Genomic DNA, 15,663 nt, shown 5'->3' with positions numbered 1-15,663 from the left:
TGTATGAAGGAAAACAAACAGATTTGTACTTTTCAGTCAACATTTTTTGCTTCGATGGTTAAGTTGGCAACGGCGCGAAAGAAAATAATGTTGACATATTCAGGGTTCGAGCTGATTCTCCTGACGGAATTAACTATAAAAAGGTCTTCAGAGATGACGAAATATCAAGCATTGATTGGTAGCTTGGCCACAACGGGCACCGGAACCATGAAGTGTTTTGGCTCCAGTATGTTGCCGCTTCTGCCCAATCCATCTGTTTGTGAATACAAGCGTGAAAGCACCTATCGAGTTGGAGATATTGTCTTTTGCAAGGTAAATGGGCGCTTCATCGATGCTCACAAAATCACAAAAATTGGCCCAGACGGTCGCTTTATGATTTCCAATAATCACGGGCACGATAACGGATGGACGCGAACTATTTACGGACGCGTCGTGCGCGCCACGGCAAAGGATGGAGCAGTGTCGGAATTTGCTTCAAGAGGATGATTCTCTACTCGAAAGGCTCGTCGTATGGTAGCCTTTTTCATCTGTGACACTCGGATTATTAAGGCGAGAAGAAATATGGGCGCTCAACCATCGACAATAGCTTATAAAAAGAATGCTCTTCGAGCCGATCATGGAGAACCCCTGGTTCTATTTCACGGTTCGAAGGAGAAATTTTCAAGCTTCAGCCACCGCCCTGGCGGGGACCAAGGTTTCCACTTTGGCTCCGAAGCACAGGCGCGTATGCGAGCGGGGTCAAGTGGGTGGTTATACTCCGTAGTTCTCAATGTCTCCCGCATCAAGAATGCGAAAGATACCGGCAGTTGGGGGAAAGACACCTTTCGAAGGGCTAGGGCGGCGGGCTACGATTGCATTCGCTATCTCAATCGGTATGAGGGCGTGACCACCGAACGGATCAACGAGCTGTCTGCGAATGGGACTCTTTCGAAATTGGATAGCCTCTCTGACAAAGATTTTCTTCGCGTTGTTCCGGAAGCTGACTATAGCTATGCGGTCTTTGATCCCGGCCTAATCCACGTCTTGTCGGTGGAATCCCTTTCGCCTGAAGCTTCCGTCGCCAGCACTATGCTTCCTTGAATTGTTGACAAGGAAGCCTGTTGCGTGTAAATTCGGGTTTCGACATTCAAAAGAGAGGTTTTGCCCTGCCATGAAAGCCTAACCCTACCGGGTCTCTGACCCGAGGATTTAGCATTCAAGTTATATTGCGCCCGTCATGTTTCGAAGGCGGCACGCTATGCTTTGCAGGAGCATTCCATGAGTAACACCCCCGCAATCCGTAAGCCAAAAGGCTACAGAAAAATTGTCGTGCATGGCCGCACGTTCTTCTGGAAGGTCGGTCACGACTTCCACCAGAATGGCATCGTCCATATTCTGTCGACTGATCCCAAAAATTACTATCGCACCGACTTTTCATGGTGCCTGAATAGCTCTGACGACGCTTACGCAGATGATTCTGTTATTGGCGACAGCTATTCCCCCGTGTATCCAAGAGATGTGGCTAGGTGGATTCTCGGGAACGTTCCTTTTGAAGGGGTGGGTTCCGTCAAAATTAGAGAGCCTGAGGTCATTGGGCGTGGTCACCGGGCAAGGCGACGGCCTGCGACCTCTACCGCAATCAAACGGCTCAGAAAGGCTATTCTGCCCAGTCGACCTGAAGAAGACTCTCCGGCGAATGTGCGTCCTTCATTGACGCCTTATGTTGCTGTCGTTTTTGCACAGTGCAGTGACGGAAACGAAGTAGTCACGTTGCTGGATTCCGTACATCAGGATATGTCGGAAGGGATTGAATACGTGGCGTCTTTGAACCGGTTGGTTGCCGCCTATCGCAAGGACTCTGGGAGGCTTGAGAAGAGCCTGAATTCTATCATGGAATTGGATGTCGACCCCGAACGAAAAGAATACTTACTCCAGAAAAAGCGAGCTAGATTCGAAAGATTTCGTCCACTCAGAGCAGATGAGCAGAAGATGGAACAAGTGATCGGTCTGTTCGAAAAGGCTGACAATGTGCGGTTCTTTGCCATGGAGGCCGTTCTGGCATAATTGTCTGAGGGCGGTGGCGTTAGCGTTCTTCGAAAACGAGGTGAAGCCGTGTTCGCATTGTGAGCGCGGCTTCTTCGTTGTTGCTAAGCTGTCAGATGTTCAGGCGAGCCTAAGCTGTGGCATGGTTTCTTTTTGAATGAGCTCGCTGTCTGCCGCCAAGGCGCGTGCCTCTGCAATAATACGTGTCGCGTGTTTGTAGTCCTTTGCCACTTGCTGCGGTGGACATCCGTGTAAGTTTGCGGTGTGGACCAATTCTTCCGGAGAGATTTCTTTCGATTGGTGAATGGCTCGGATCGGTCCTTCGTGGTCGTAGACTTCATCGTCTAAGGAAACCATGGCGTGCACGAACTCTGTGGCCAGTAAAAGTCGCGCGGGTAATTTCTCTTTTCGCAACGCCGCAAACAATGCCAAGGCCATTCCCCAGGCCCCCTGCTCCTCAAAATACATTCCTGCGGCGGCAACTCGGACCGCTTCTCGCATGTGGTTAATGAACTCTGGACGCATACAAATCCCCTCCCTGTATTCTTGCGGGAAGATTATGGTGTGCGTTTGCAAGTGACCTCACTTGCCATTGGAAACTATACACTTTTCGAAACGGCAACAAAAAATCTACCTGTTTGTATAGGCGATCATTCATTCCACTCAATGCGATGGCTAATTGAGTAAGACTGACGCGTACTTGATAGAGTTCGCTAAATAAACTCAATACGTTCTCACATTGAGTGAAAATTATGCTTCCCACTTTCAATGTGACAGTGTATCTTTTTCACTCATAGTATTATGTATTTGAGTGTATTTGGTGGTTTAGGGGTGCTCTTGAGATGCCTGATGTAGCGCGAGAAAGGCTGTCCAAACTTTTCAAAGACCGGCAAATTGTCCGATTTGTTGACCTAAAGGATATTGGGCTGGGTTCTAGGGAAATTGACCGTCTGGTATCAAGAGAGGTGCTGGAAAAGGTCGGGCATGGAGCCTATAGACTTTCAGACGCGGAGGCGCCATCAACATGGCTCAGCTTTGCCGTGCTAGCGGTCCGGCATCCGGAGGCGATCATTTGCTTGGACTCTGCGGCGGCTTACTACGGCTTCACCACCGCCAACCCAATTAACGTGCATGCGGCCTTTCCCTACAATTCATCGATTCCGTCGTCACGCAGCCCATCGGTGCAGGGTGTACGGTGGCAAGAGAAATCAATGACGTTGGGTATTGAAACCGTGACAGTAGCCAACACGCCGGTAAAGATTACCTCGAAGGCAAGAACGGTGGTTGATTTGCTTCGCGCGGCCGAGAGGTCAGGGGATAAGGAATTGGCTCTCGAGGTTCTGAAATCTTATGTGAACGAGGGCGAGCCGATCCGAGATTTGAGCCGATATGCCAAGGCTTTGAACCGAGAGAAATCCATTCGGCCATATTTAGATGCCGTACAGGCATTTCGGATGTGACAGGTGTGACGATGGCGAACGTTTCTGAAAGAACTTGGGTTTGGCTTCGAGATGAAGCGAAGGTGTCCGGGCTAGATACGCAAGCATTGGCCACCGCCTATGTGATTGAAAGATTCATGGAACGCCTCATGCGAGCAAATCATGACGGGGCGGTGGTCGTTAAAGGCGGGCAAAGCTTGGGCATCGTTCTGGGGAACGAGATGCGACCAACGAAAGACCTGGATCTGAACATCAAAGATGTTGGCGCAACAACACCCGAAGAAAGACGGGACATCATCTTTGGTGTCATCAAACGCGCGTGCCTGGACACGATTGATGACGGTGTCTTCTATGACGCAGACAGTATTTTATTGGACGAGAGAAACCATCAAGGAGATGGAGGATATCGCTTCACAATCCCTTCAAAAATCCATAGCTGCAAAGTTGTGTTTGTTATTGATGCCGGTGTGAACAATGAGATGAGCTTTCCACCTCCCTGTGTGCGGGTTGGTGGCATTCTTGCTCAGCGAAAGATTCCGCCAGCTGCGGCGGATGTTCTGGTATATCCGATCGAGAATACTATCGCCGAGAAGTTGGCTGCGAAGATCGAAGACGGTGACGTCTCTATCCGGCACAAAGATTTCTTCGACTTGTGGCTGCTGTTCGAAACAGCCAAAAGAGTTGGCGACCTAAAGCTCCTGAATGCAGGTATAGACCCTGACACTCCCATGCCCGCAAATGGCGACGTTGTTGATAGAGTTCGCGCAGTCAGGGCCTCCCTGGTGAATGGTACACTTCTATCGCTCCCTGAAATCGGCCTTGATGAAGAGTTCATGCAGCGAATTGCCATGGCGATTGTTCGCACCTTTGAACATAGAAGAACCCCTCTGCCCGGCAGCATTTCTGAGCAACTCCGGGAAGACTTCGCCGCAAACAAACGGCAAAGTGCCCAGTGGGTTAACTGGGTGAAGAATAATGTCACGCGTCTAAGGCACGTCCCACCTGGGGTTTTCGATGGACAGCCACAGAAATCACTGGCAGTTCTGATTGATGCCTTGGCGCCAACGTTAGACGGTATCCAGGAAAGAACAATGTTAGAAGCCCCTTCCCTCTCACCCATGCGTCCTTGAGGTATACCAATGAAAGTTCAAATCGTTAGCTCGTCAGTTCTTGCAAAGCATCAGAGGTGGGATTCCGCATTCATCATCCCGGCATCTCAAATTGACGAACTTTTCGAGCAGCTCAAGCGAGAAACTGATGATGTTTCTCTGGTCAAGGAAGCCTTGCTTGCGATGCCGGTGGGGGTTAAGCGCTATCTTAGTGTTTTCATCGGGGAACCGGTCGGTAAAGGGCCTGAGGCAAAGCTGGATCAGCTTATTAGGCGACATCCTCTGGTGTGCAAAGCGTATCTGCTCGAAAATCAGACTGAATTTCGTGCAGATATGGAGCAGAAACAGGCTCGTGAACGCGCTGAGCTCGCGGCACTTCACGTTGAACAAACGGAAGCATTCAATCGCTTTTAATCTGAGATTTCCTTTCTTTGCTGTTGCGTAGTTTTCCTTTGCTTGTAATATGTCTCGCCAAGGAGAACGAAAATGGAAATCACCAAAAACAGAAAAGCCAACTTCAACTACGAGATTGTCACTCGGTTGGAGGCTGGTATTCAGCTAACTGGGCCTGAGGTCAAGGCATTACGGGCAGGGAAACTGAATATCTCGGAAGCATATGTGTCCGTAGAAAATGGCGAAGCGTGGTTGGTGAATGCTTCTGTCGAACCCGTTATGGGTGCGAACATGCGAGGTCTTGACCCTGTTTCTCCCCGGCGTTCACGGAAGCTTCTGCTGCGCAAAAAAGAAATTCTTACCCTGAGCAAAGAGCTGGATCAGCAGGGTATGACGGCCGTTCCGATGTCGGCGCACTTTAACGCGGGAGGACTTGCAAAGATTATCGTCGGCGTGGGCAAGGGTAAGAAACTGCACGACAAGCGCGCCACTATCAAGGAAAGGGAGTGGAATAAGCAAAAACGTCGGACTCTAAAGGAATATTCGTAACATTTCGAGAATTCCGTTGACACTTGGCAGTGCGTTTTACATACTGCTTTTCTTGATTGATGCGGGTGTAGCTCAATGGTAGAGCAGAAGCCTTCCAAGCTTACGACGAGGGTTCGATTCCCTTCACCCGCTCCAACCCCTCCCTGATTGTATCCTAGATTTCCATGTGTCTTGCATGCTGTTCGCTTATCTTTCCAAAAAGCAAAACGATTTAGCTGGAGCTAGCTGTTATGGAATTTCGCGGGCAGATCAACAAAAATGACGTCGTTATTGAGGTCGATGTTGCAGATGGTACGGAGCTTGACGAACTGATTCGGGACGTCATCAATACCAAAGTGGTGTCAGATGAAATTCATCGAATTGCGGCACATTCATACCCTTCGAAATACGCGCTAGCAGGTCCAAGTGACGGCTTTGGCCAGAAAACCCTTGCCAAAATCGCGGAGGCTGCTCTGGATGCTGCGGCGGTTCTGTTGACCTCCGAAGATGATGACGCGCCTCTTCCAGAGCATGCTGCATCTGACTATATTGCAACAGACCGAGAAGAGTTCGATTTGGGGTACTATGAAGATTTCTTCCAAAATCATGTGAAATCTGATCGTGATACGAAAAGCCTGTTCTCGTTCTTCACAGATGTCGTCTTTGAAGACGCAGGATACAGCAACCGCGACATCGATAATCTTGATGTGCTTGATGAGATTATGCAGGAGAAATTTGCCGAAGCTCTTGCCGAAGCAGACGACAGCTCTCCGCTCGACCTTATTCGTAGTCGCGATGAAGTTGAGATTTGCTATATTCCTGAAGGCGGCAAATATGCCATTGATGACATTCAGACGTCATACACCAGCGTTTGCAGTTCTTCAGTCGATGTTCGTCCCGATGAAAATTTTGCCAGAGTTTTGGCATTCTTTGGCTGGACCGCAGAGGAATTCAAAGCGGCTGTGAAAGAGGCTACCGGTGACGATTTGGCAGCTCAACCTCTTATCGAAGATTTCGAGGATGGCGATCAGCGGTTTGCAGATTACCGTTTCCGACAGGCGACCGAACTTGCAGAAATGTGGAAGAACCTGGAAACGAACAACGTTCGTCCGGTCAAACTTCTCAACTACGACAAGCTAACAGAGGTTCTTGATAACGCCACTTACGGTGGTGTGCCTGTTTTTGCTTGTCGCATCAAAGTCGAACAGCTCATCAAGCATGATTGGTCCAAAGACATGCGGATTACCGGTGGTGGTGAAGTCGGTCTTCATGATTTTTGCAATGGGTCAGGTCACATTGTCGACTGGGCTGGCACCGAATTTATTCTGCCACCTGTCCCCGGGGACTGGCGCGTTACCGAGGGCAACAGCTATGGCATTGATGGCGTGTACGGTATTGTCCATAGCTATCACAGAGTGGACATTGAGGCTGTAGAGCCGAAGCCGGATGTTGAGCCTGAAGTCCCTGAACTAGCCGGGCCATCGATGTAATGTGACGATTTTGGAGTGTTGGCTGCTGGTTTAGTCAGCAGCCAACTCGTTATCTTGTGCGAAGAGGAAGCTTCTCTTCGCTTATCGTGGGAGTTTATCGTGAAAATTCAAGGTTTTATCAATGAGAAAGAAGTGTCTTTAGACATTTCAAACACCGATGGAATGGGGTTGGAGGAACTGCTGAAGGCTGTCTGTAGCAGCAAGCAGGTGAGTGCCATCGTTCACGAACTTGCGGCTTCCTGCTCGCCGCGGCGATACAGCCGGGAAAACTACGGTCGCAAAGTCGATTTCGGTAAGATGTTTCTTCGAAGTGTCGTTGATGACGCCTTGTCGAACTACGATACTTTCCCTGTGGGTGAGGCTGTTAAGGACGCCCTCTATGATGAGGTGGATCGTTGGGACCCGGGCTACTACGAAGACCTCTATGAGGATAAACTTCAAAAGAAGCCGGAGTTCACCGCGATCCGGGACTTTTTCACGACGACTGTATTCGTGGCTGCAAATGCAGACACCCTCGATGACGATAATCAGGGAATCCTGGACGACGTCCTTGAGGCGGAATTCTACCATGCTCTTGAGTCGGCAGAGCTCGGGGCTCCAGTCGACATGCTAGATGACAGGCACACTGTCGAACTGTGCTATATCCCTGGCTATGACGAGAACGTGATTGGGGTTATGTGCGGGAATGACAAAGTTGACATTAAAGAAATCCTGCAATTCTTCGGTTGGACCGAAGAAGAGTATCGGGATGCTCAAAGCCTGGGCGAAGATATTGATGCCGGTGTTAAGCCTGCCAACAGAATCTTGAGCTTCAGCCAGTTGCAGGAGTTCACGAACGACCAACACAGAGGTTCTCTCGTCTTTGCGTGTCAAATGCGTATTAAAGACATCATTAACCATGATTGGCAAAAGCCTCTCAAGGTCTCAGGTGGGGCGCTGGTGGGTATCCATCGCTTTTCGAAGGGTAAAGGCTACATGGTCAAACCCGATTTCTCAGAGTTTGTTCTGCCAGCGTGTCCACAGGATTGGTACATGTCCGAGGGGCGAGGCAAACGTCGTATTTCCGAAGCATATCCCGACAAGGCTGACGGTCTGCTGGTGAGCGTAGAAACCATCGATGAAGCCCCTCGGGCTGCACCGGACTTGGACGTCAAAGCCGGGCCGTCCGTCTAATCTTTGATGTCGCAGTAATCAGGTGCTTGCTACCCAGCTACCGGTAGCAAGCACCTTTTTTATCAAGCATGCGTTGAATTCAAGCGTCGGAAGGGGTGGTTGGGCCAGTAGGCTCAATCTGATAGATTTTGCGCCTTTCCACACTCCTTAGTTCATCCTGCAATTCCATGAGAGCTATCGGATGGCCGAGCATGTATTCGCCTTCTTTGCCTGCTTCTGGGATCATTTTGCTATCCCCGAAGGCTCTATCATGCATGAGGGCAGCCATTAGTTTGTAAAGGCAGCCCTCATGCTCGTCAGACATCGCTCCAGACTTTTCACGGAAAGTCTTCTCGTTTCTGAGCGCTCTAAAACGACGGCGTGCATTTTCATCCAGCAGGTCTGGGAAAGCAATTGCATGAAGAGCATTAGACGCGACGTAAACCAAATCCAGTAAGTCTTCCAGAACGACGAATGTGTCCGGTCGGTACTTTGCCGCCTTCTTAATTCAGTCCTCGGACGAACAAAATTCGTCCTTTAGGTGATCAATGGCTTCTCTCAGTGGGATAAAGTCTTCGCGAGCCAGGTTTCTCGTCTGAGTGGTCATGATTTTGCCTTTACTGGTTGCGGAATGTTTCTGCGGTCTGTCAAATCTGAGATTTCGCCGTGGTGCAGCTCCTCGGTGTGTTTTTCCAACGCGGAGTGTAACTCGGTTGCGCTTTTGGACACTTGGGACAACAATTCAAGCAAGCGGCCTAGCCCGGACCATCCAGACCGCAGGCCGATGCGATAGACTACTCCCACCGCGTCAAGGAAGCTCTTGTCGTACAAGAGTGTTTGCGTATTTTTACCACAGGCAGATGAGATGCCTTCGAGCAACTGCGCATTCACTTCGTCCAGTCGTCGGTTACTTTCGGTTCGGCGACGCGCTTCATCCTGAACACGCTGTTCCATTTCGGAGTGAAGCTTGTTCCTTTCCAGGCGCAGCATATCGTTGACTTGACTCTCCGATACTTTTGCCGCCGCGCGCAGAATGCTTGCGATAAACTCGCGGGTCAACTCTACCGGATTTTCCTCATAGTGGGCTTTCTTGACTATTTTACTGCGACCTTTCTCATCGCATTCAATCAACCCCCACCGCGGCGGGAGTGAAAAGTCGTCGGCAAGATTCTTGGGGGTGACCAGATAGAAAGTGTTGCAGTATTGCGCGATAGCCTCGGACTTCTGCGGGTTCTTTAGCTCTTTTCGCAGATCATCTTTTGAGACCTTTACCTCAAACGCTCGAAACTCGAGGCCATGAGAGGGCCACATGTTGACGGCCAGTCCGTCGACCCGGCGCCTTGAAGCTGCTCCTGTCCCATCTGTTACCTCGGTAAAGAAGGCCCATTGTGGCTGAACGTAGGAAGACCTCAGGCACGCAATGATGTCATGACTTTTCACTGTATTCACCGTCTTTTGATGGTTTGTCACCCAAGGCCAGTGTGCGGAGGCTTCGCGTATCTGCCACTGGAGGCAAGGTGACGTGAACATATTTTTCCTTTTATGGTGATTGTTTTCCTTAATCAACAAGAAAACCTTGGCTTGACGAATTCGTGTTCTTTGCTAAAGAAGGGGTTACTCTCTTCTCAGAGTAAGAATTTTGCTTTCCGCATTTGCGGAGGAAAGGATTTTCATGATTGATGTCGCACTGGTGCCCAAAGGGTCGATCGTCATGATGGCACACGGAGATGTCTCCGATGCCGGATGCGTGCGCGTTAGGGTTCTGAAAGACGCGGTCGAGATTGTTGAGCAGTCGGGTCGGGTCATTGCACGCACGGAGCATATGGCTGGTTCGGCCGCTCAGCGTCTCTCTATTGTCAATCATGCGGCAGTCCTCCTAGCCGGACGTACCGGCTTAACAGGCTATTCTGCTCCGGTGGAAAGGAGGCTGTAATATGAATCTAACCGTCCCGCAAATTATGGGGATGATGACAGAAGGTACGCAAGTACTCGTCGATCCGGTAACCCCAGGTGCTTATGCTGCTGTCAACGCAACGGCAACAGTCGCAATTGTCTTGGCTTCTAGCGCCAAATCTCCCGACTTCTTGTACGACAGGGTCTATGCTGAAGTCGGAGACCGCATCACTCAAATCTCAGATGAAGAGCTGGGATTGGCGATGAAACACGCCTCCGAAGAGTTCACCATGGCTGTTGATACTCTGCTGTGTTCGAGCGGCAATCAAGACCGACCAGTTGACTTGACTGACTGGGTCAAGATGGCCCAGCAGGCGCGCGCTACAAATTTGAGCGTCGAGGAGCAGGAGCAAGCATTGCTTCAGCACGCCCGGGATGTGAGGGAAGTTCTTGGAGATGCCTCTGCGGCACTCACGTCGCGCGGGCCTCTCGCTGGCGACATGTTCGCTGAGAAAATTGCCGGTGCTATTGGGGATGAGCTGTCATATGGCATGGCACCGGTCAATGTCACCTATGAGCGCGGCAAAACGTCATTCCACTTTGACCATCCGGAATCGGATGCGGAGTTCATGTTGTCCGTTAAAACCGCCGGGCAGTATGCCGGAACCATTTTCCGGTATGTAGATGGCAAGCTAAGCGACTTTGGGGAGGGTCGCCCTGCGGGGCTACTGCCCGATGGGCAGGTAATTCACAGGGAGCCGGATGTTGCCAAGCTTCCGCTCTCGTGGAGTGAAAACCTGCAACAGGAAGAACCGGCCTTCGCAATGTAGGCCAAATGAACTCGAAGAGGAACGCGTTATGGCAGTTTCAGTTACAGGTAAAACGTCAGATTTGCTTCAGGATATTTCGAGCTTGCGCACGATTCTGCCAAACATTGTTGGCTATCATGGAGCATCCTGGAACGAGTTTGGTGGTCAGATTTCAGCGATTGCCGACGGCCAAAGCCAGGAGCTCCCGGCACCCGTGGAGATTACACCTGAAACGGTGGCTCAGCGCCTTCCTTTGAAGCAATCGCTGGCCATGTTCGGTCATATGCGCGGTATCCTTGGGGACTGCGAGGTCTTGAGTCGAAAAATATCCGAATATAACGATGTGGCGCGGTCGTTTGATCCGCAACTGTTTGCAGACATCCAGTCCGTTGCGGCCACAAAGCAAATGAGTGAAGGTCAGGCAATTCGAAACGTACTGGACACTTCTGTCACCGACCCGGCTTTTAGCAGCTTGCGGCCAAGAATGGCGGACCTGGCAGATCATCCGGAACTGTCCTCTGCGCGCACAAGAATCGTGTCAATTTCTCGTCGGATTGCGAACTGTGCGGAAAGCGTTGGGCAAAGGCTCCCGGTGATGGAGACGAGGACCATGGAAGATGCGACCAAGATTGGTGCATTTCTTCGCGAGCGGGTCTATTGTAAGGCAGACAATATGCCGACGGTTGATGTTGAACACCCTTCCGTGATGCCAGGGGCGGTGAATATCAACATGAAGCTTGCATTCAATGGCTTGCATGAAAAGCTGGTTTCGCATATTCAGAATCTTGCGGCAAGCACAGAACTGGCCGCAAAGCAGACTGGACCGGCTCCAGTCTGACCTTAAATCCGCAACCCCAATTGCGACTTGTAAGGTCACCTCGGTCCCCCCAAGGTGACCTTCTTTTTGGGAAATAGCCTGTCAAGCCATGTACAGAAAAAGGCGTTTCTCTTCGACGCACAGAGATGGAAGTAAAATTTTACCTTAGCCAGCATTTTTTGTTGACAAGTATCCTGTGAGTTCCTAGTTTTCTTTCAAGACCTGTTAGCTCAGCGGCAGAGCATCAAGAGTAATGTCCTTGAAGGCCAAGGGTTCGAATCCCTTACGGGTCGCCAAGTTTTAGGAGAGCAGAACATGGTTTGCATGTCTCATTGTTAAGGCACGGTTTAAGGCCGCACGGCGTACATCGCCGCAAACAATCTGCTTATTTCTGACCGTAACGGACCCGAGCAGTCCCGTCCACGCCCGGCAATTGCCTCTATGAACAGAGGTGATGCCGGGCTTTTGTATTTCTGGAAAGGAGTTTGACCATGACGACATATGTAAACGAGGAAACCTCGGTCGAGATTGTTGTCGAGACTGAATACTATCAATACAACTCAGGGATGGGTGACAACGGTCGTTATTCAGACAGCCATCCCTGCAATAGCCTCCAGGAAGCACTCGATCTTGCCCAGAATATTAATCGTGCCGCCGAAATCTGGGAACGGAATGAATCACCTGATAATGCCCTTCTCCGTCTTCTGCCTCGCATTGACGGATACTACCTGTCTGCCAAAGTCGTTGAAGTTACCGAATGCCGAAGGGAGGTTCAAATGCCCACCGCTGATTCGACTGTCACCCATAAGCCCTAGTTGCATGCCTTCTAAGAGGGGATAAGGTTAGAACAGCCACCTAACAACGATTGGGGTAATCCAATGACCTATATAAAAAGTACCGATGCCATTCGCGCAAAAGCACGTTCGTTTCGTTCGGTTGATGCGATGATCGCCGTCTTTATGGAAGAGACTTTTGGTCCCGGAAAAGACATTTACAGTGACCATGAGCGTCTTCAGAAGCTTGAAATCGAAGCGATAAATGCTTTGCAGTTCGACGCTGGAGACACTGCGCCTCAAAACATGCGGTTCCTTGATGACCTTGTCGAAATTGTCTGCGGCCGTCATGTTGGTGACGAGCCTGACGTTTATGCTTCCAAGCATACTCAAACGGAGTTCGAGAACCGGTTTTCGAAGTTGTCCTTCGATAATGACCCTGCGCCAGCCCCTGCCCTTTGAAGCCGCCCGATTAATTCTTGTCAACATTATGTATTGCTCCTCGGAGGGTAATGATATAGCATCGGGACAGATAACTTTGGGAGTTTTAAACAATGGTCATATCGTCATCAAATGTCGCCATCGATGCCGCGACTGCGGACGAGCTCGCGCAGAAAGCTGATGCTCTTGTCAAACGCATGGACGAGCTCGGAGTTAAGGGCATAACCAGCTCGGAGGTTTTCATGATGAAAGCTTCCGAGCTGGTTACACGTGACCCGTCTCTTGCAAATGAACTTGGTAAGATGGCTTACGAACTTAATCTTGATGCCGCACCTGTGATTGCTGAGAAGCTCAAGGAGATTGCGGCCGTCTAATCTGGAGACACAGGCATGAGCGACCGTCAGCGCGGGAATTTCGACGAAGACTTCGAGATTCTGCCATCTTCCGTTACCGGGCGTGTTAACTCCGTTAATACCATCCGGCGCTCTAATGGGGATGTGGTTGCAATTGTATCTCTTCGGACCGAGGCCAAGGGCGGCACATCTTTACAAGACGTTATCGTCACGGACAGGGGTATCCTTGGGGAACTCAACATTGATTTCTCGAAGCCCCCTTACCTGCCGCCGCACGACAAGCTGGTAAAATTTGAAGTGTCCTCCCTGGGTAAAGGGCACCTGTTAGCGACCAGTATGGGCGTCCCTGAAGTGCTGCTTTCGAGGGAAACCAACGTTCGGGTTGACGGCATTGGCATTATTCCGGCTGTCGCGCGCATTCTGGCACGGATGTCTCTGGCCAGTTGTGTCGGTCAGACCCGCGGTCTCAGCGGTCACTCCGAACTGTGCGCACAAGTCGCTGAAAAAGTCACATCCTCGATGCGAGACTATTCGCGAGTGCGCGAAAACAAACTTGGTGCGGATGCCGAACGTCACGCAATGATGAACACGCTCCATGACATCAAGAACGGCATGGAGCGTGCAATTCGGATTGAGCTTGCCAAGAACAGCCTGGACGAACGTTCATTGCGCCAGATGCAGCATGTCTATGATGAATCCCAGTCCCTTCTCACGTCATTGAAGGAAGCTGTCCATGAAGCCCATGAGGACCACAACAGGGTACTCTCGAAAAGCGCCGCGGTGAAGAAGCTCCTTCCTGAGTTTCCTGCTGCACGCCGTCAGGCAGCTGCGATGGTTGCCTGGGGCGCACACCAGATGGTCTCGAACGAAAACACTGGTGGACTGCATACTGATCGATTGGAGAAAATTAAGGCACATCTGGCGAAGTCGCATCAATCCGATCAGGAAGCAGACCGGCATATAGAGCGGGCGCTTCATCTCGCATTGAGAAGCCTTGCTGTCGTTGAACGCGATGTACAGCAAAACAAGATTATGCTTGATAGTATTGAAGTGGCTCGAGCAAACATCGCCACCGCCATCGAATGGATTGGCGGAGAGGTCCCGACATTTGACAGCTACGAGGAAACCCGCGCGCTGGTGAAGCGCGATGCTGAAGCGGCAGTTCGGAAAATAGTAGAAGAGCATGCGGCGCGTGACATCGATGTGCAGGCCGTTCGAAATGACGAGGGAGCAGGCATCATTGCTGTGCACTTCGCGAATGGCGACAAGCTGTCAGTCAATAAATCCGGTGTAATCCGGATGACCGACGCCAATGACAAGTTATCCCTGCTCCAGCGCCCGGGTGAGACAGCCCGTCACTTTGTGGGTGGTGTGCCGATCGGAGATAAGGACGCTCAGGAAGCGTTCGACAAGACCCATCCCGTTCTGTCGTTTGGATAAGGCGTCACCATGAAAATCATCGAATTCGCTCACCCGGGTGCGCCAATAACCGCAGGCGCGACGTTCTTGAACCCCTTCAACGTGAAGAAATTGCTGAAAGGGTGTGAACGTGGCCCGACCGCGAGCATGGTTTTGACAAAGCGGAACCTCGCTATATCGTCGATCCCTTGTATGGACCATTGGTCGCTATCTGTCTCGTCCGGCCTGAGCCTTGATGAAATCGATCCATTCTTCGCCAGTCAGCCAGGAATTGGCGCATTGCGTGGCTGGTTGAGCCAGGATGAGGTAACGATTGAGCTTTGGCGGCCGGATGACGAAACTCACGAGGATTTCGACAAGGGGGACGGAGACGTTCCTGCGATAGACGTGAAGCGGCTCGATGAAATTATCAAGTACGTTACCTCACATCAGAGGGTGCATGCCGCACTGCGCACCAAAACACCATTTGTACAAGTGTGTGTTCTTTGCGCCAACGGTCGAAAACCATGGTATTACTCCAGTGTTCAGCCTTTTTTGTCACGCGAACCAGTTGAGCCCATGCAAGCAGACATTGACCGTTTAAACCAGTGGCTTTCCATAACTGACGACCTGCCAGTTGAATGTGACGGGCATGCGAGAATAGTCTCAGCGTTGTTGATCCGCGAAAACATCGACCACACGGTCTTATACGGCTCACTTCATTTTCCGGACAGGCCACCTGTCAACTTACATTACTGGATAAGGCTCAAAGAGGTCGCGCCAAGATGTATCATTGACTATCGAGCGCGCATGTGGCTTGGCGAAGAGGGTATTTCGCACGGTGTATTCGTGCCTGAGCGGGGCCGGTACATGGCCCAAGGGGAACTCACCGAGCCATATTCACCCCTGATTTTTGAGGTGCTAAGCGGGCGCAAACTCGAAGAATTCCCTACCTGGGCCGAGACTTGTCAGAACATCGCAGAAGCGACCGCACGAGACGCTGGTGACACGGCATCGCCAACCGGTTCTTTGACGCCTTAATGCAT

The 15,663-nt window shown here is 50.9% G+C and carries 20 protein-coding genes and 2 tRNA genes; 19 read left to right on the top strand and 3 right to left on the bottom strand.

Translation table 11 applies throughout. From position 1 onward, the window contains the following. Positions 1-3: 3 nt before the first annotated feature. The 3 genes from TH5_RS01110 (at position 4) to TH5_RS01100 (ending at position 2,043) form a co-directional block, all read left to right on the top strand. Positions 4-486: a hypothetical protein gene (locus TH5_RS01110; protein ID WP_208638378.1), complete on the top strand. Its 483-nt coding sequence runs from the start codon at positions 4-6 to the stop codon at positions 484-486. Positions 487-510: 24 nt separating this feature from the next. Beyond that, positions 511-1,080 (top strand): hypothetical protein, encoded by a 570-nt coding sequence (locus TH5_RS01105; protein ID WP_097052697.1) that lies wholly within the window; start codon positions 511-513, stop codon positions 1,078-1,080. 177 nt (positions 1,081-1,257) lie between these two features. Then, entirely contained in the window at positions 1,258-2,043 is a 786-nt protein-coding gene (locus TH5_RS01100; protein ID WP_097052696.1) for a hypothetical protein, read from the top strand. Between the two features lie 99 nt (positions 2,044-2,142). Here TH5_RS01100 and TH5_RS01095 read toward each other — a convergent pair whose 3' ends face one another. Continuing rightward, on the bottom strand, positions 2,143-2,547 hold the full coding sequence (locus TH5_RS01095) for a hypothetical protein (protein WP_097052695.1): 405 nt from the start codon (positions 2,545-2,547) through the stop codon (positions 2,143-2,145). Positions 2,548-2,864: 317 nt separating this feature from the next. Between TH5_RS01095 and TH5_RS01090 the strand changes: the two genes are divergently transcribed. The 7 genes from TH5_RS01090 (at position 2,865) to TH5_RS01060 (ending at position 8,154) form a co-directional block, all read left to right on the top strand. Next, positions 2,865-3,482, top strand: a complete 618-nt coding sequence (locus TH5_RS01090; RefSeq protein WP_097052694.1) for a type IV toxin-antitoxin system AbiEi family antitoxin domain-containing protein — start codon at positions 2,865-2,867, stop codon at positions 3,480-3,482. 11 nt (positions 3,483-3,493) lie between these two features. Continuing rightward, the gene (locus TH5_RS01085; RefSeq protein WP_114120217.1) at positions 3,494-4,591 is read left to right on the top strand and encodes a nucleotidyl transferase AbiEii/AbiGii toxin family protein; all 1,098 of its coding nucleotides are present in this window, start codon (positions 3,494-3,496) and stop codon (positions 4,589-4,591) included. A gap of 9 nt (positions 4,592-4,600) precedes the next feature. Further along, on the top strand, positions 4,601-4,984 hold the full coding sequence (locus tag TH5_RS01080; RefSeq protein ID WP_114120216.1) for a hypothetical protein: 384 nt from the start codon (positions 4,601-4,603) through the stop codon (positions 4,982-4,984). Between the two features lie 72 nt (positions 4,985-5,056). Further along, complete coding sequence (smpB, locus tag TH5_RS01075) at positions 5,057-5,512, top strand: SsrA-binding protein SmpB (protein ID WP_114120214.1); 456 nt, start codon at positions 5,057-5,059, stop codon at positions 5,510-5,512. 61 nt (positions 5,513-5,573) lie between these two features. Then, a tRNA-Gly gene (locus TH5_RS01070) sits at positions 5,574-5,647 on the top strand. Between the two features lie 95 nt (positions 5,648-5,742). Next, positions 5,743-6,981 (top strand): hypothetical protein, encoded by a 1,239-nt coding sequence (locus tag TH5_RS01065; RefSeq protein ID WP_114120212.1) that lies wholly within the window; start codon positions 5,743-5,745, stop codon positions 6,979-6,981. A gap of 99 nt (positions 6,982-7,080) precedes the next feature. After that, on the top strand, positions 7,081-8,154 hold the full coding sequence (locus tag TH5_RS01060; RefSeq protein ID WP_147250015.1) for a hypothetical protein: 1,074 nt from the start codon (positions 7,081-7,083) through the stop codon (positions 8,152-8,154). A 79-nt stretch (positions 8,155-8,233) separates the two neighbouring features. Here TH5_RS01060 and TH5_RS01055 read toward each other — a convergent pair whose 3' ends face one another. Together TH5_RS01055 and TH5_RS01050 are read right to left on the bottom strand one after the other, a co-directional pair. Then, entirely contained in the window at positions 8,234-8,581 is a 348-nt protein-coding gene (locus TH5_RS01055; RefSeq protein WP_114120208.1) for a hypothetical protein, read from the bottom strand. Between the two features lie 155 nt (positions 8,582-8,736). Then, positions 8,737-9,573, bottom strand: a complete 837-nt coding sequence (locus TH5_RS01050; protein WP_147250014.1) for a hypothetical protein — start codon at positions 9,571-9,573, stop codon at positions 8,737-8,739. A gap of 232 nt (positions 9,574-9,805) precedes the next feature. Between TH5_RS01050 and TH5_RS01045 the strand changes: the two genes are divergently transcribed. The 9 genes from TH5_RS01045 to TH5_RS01005 all read left to right on the top strand — a co-directional run bounded on the left by TH5_RS01045 (position 9,806) and on the right by TH5_RS01005 (position 15,658). Continuing rightward, the gene (locus tag TH5_RS01045) at positions 9,806-10,066 is read left to right on the top strand and encodes a hypothetical protein (protein WP_097052687.1); all 261 of its coding nucleotides are present in this window, start codon (positions 9,806-9,808) and stop codon (positions 10,064-10,066) included. Between the two features lies 1 nt (position 10,067). After that, positions 10,068-10,856, top strand: coding sequence for a hypothetical protein (locus tag TH5_RS01040; protein ID WP_097052686.1), 789 nt, complete (start codon positions 10,068-10,070; stop codon positions 10,854-10,856). Positions 10,857-10,884: 28 nt separating this feature from the next. Further along, positions 10,885-11,673 carry a hypothetical protein gene (locus tag TH5_RS01035; RefSeq protein ID WP_114120204.1) on the top strand — a complete coding sequence of 263 codons (789 nt, stop codon included), beginning with the start codon at positions 10,885-10,887 and terminating at the stop codon, positions 11,671-11,673. A 198-nt stretch (positions 11,674-11,871) separates the two neighbouring features. Beyond that, positions 11,872-11,948 (top strand) — tRNA-Tyr (locus TH5_RS01030). Positions 11,949-12,143: 195 nt separating this feature from the next. Continuing rightward, positions 12,144-12,467, top strand: a complete 324-nt coding sequence (locus TH5_RS01025; protein ID WP_097052684.1) for a hypothetical protein — start codon at positions 12,144-12,146, stop codon at positions 12,465-12,467. Positions 12,468-12,530: 63 nt separating this feature from the next. Next, on the top strand, positions 12,531-12,887 hold the full coding sequence (locus tag TH5_RS01020) for a hypothetical protein (RefSeq protein WP_114120203.1): 357 nt from the start codon (positions 12,531-12,533) through the stop codon (positions 12,885-12,887). A 92-nt stretch (positions 12,888-12,979) separates the two neighbouring features. Then, complete coding sequence (locus tag TH5_RS01015; protein WP_114120201.1) at positions 12,980-13,240, top strand: hypothetical protein; 261 nt, start codon at positions 12,980-12,982, stop codon at positions 13,238-13,240. Positions 13,241-13,255: 15 nt separating this feature from the next. Next, entirely contained in the window at positions 13,256-14,659 is a 1,404-nt protein-coding gene (locus TH5_RS01010) for a hypothetical protein (RefSeq protein WP_114120199.1), read from the top strand. 9 nt (positions 14,660-14,668) lie between these two features. After that, positions 14,669-15,658, top strand: coding sequence for a hypothetical protein (locus tag TH5_RS01005; RefSeq protein ID WP_114120197.1), 990 nt, complete (start codon positions 14,669-14,671; stop codon positions 15,656-15,658). Positions 15,659-15,663 lie beyond the last annotated feature (5 nt).

This window comes from Thalassospira xianhensis MCCC 1A02616 (assembly GCF_003326475.1).
GTDB classification, from domain to species: domain Bacteria; phylum Pseudomonadota; class Alphaproteobacteria; order Rhodospirillales; family Thalassospiraceae; genus Thalassospira; species Thalassospira xianhensis.
This window is presented reverse-complemented; position numbering and strand designations above follow the sequence as displayed.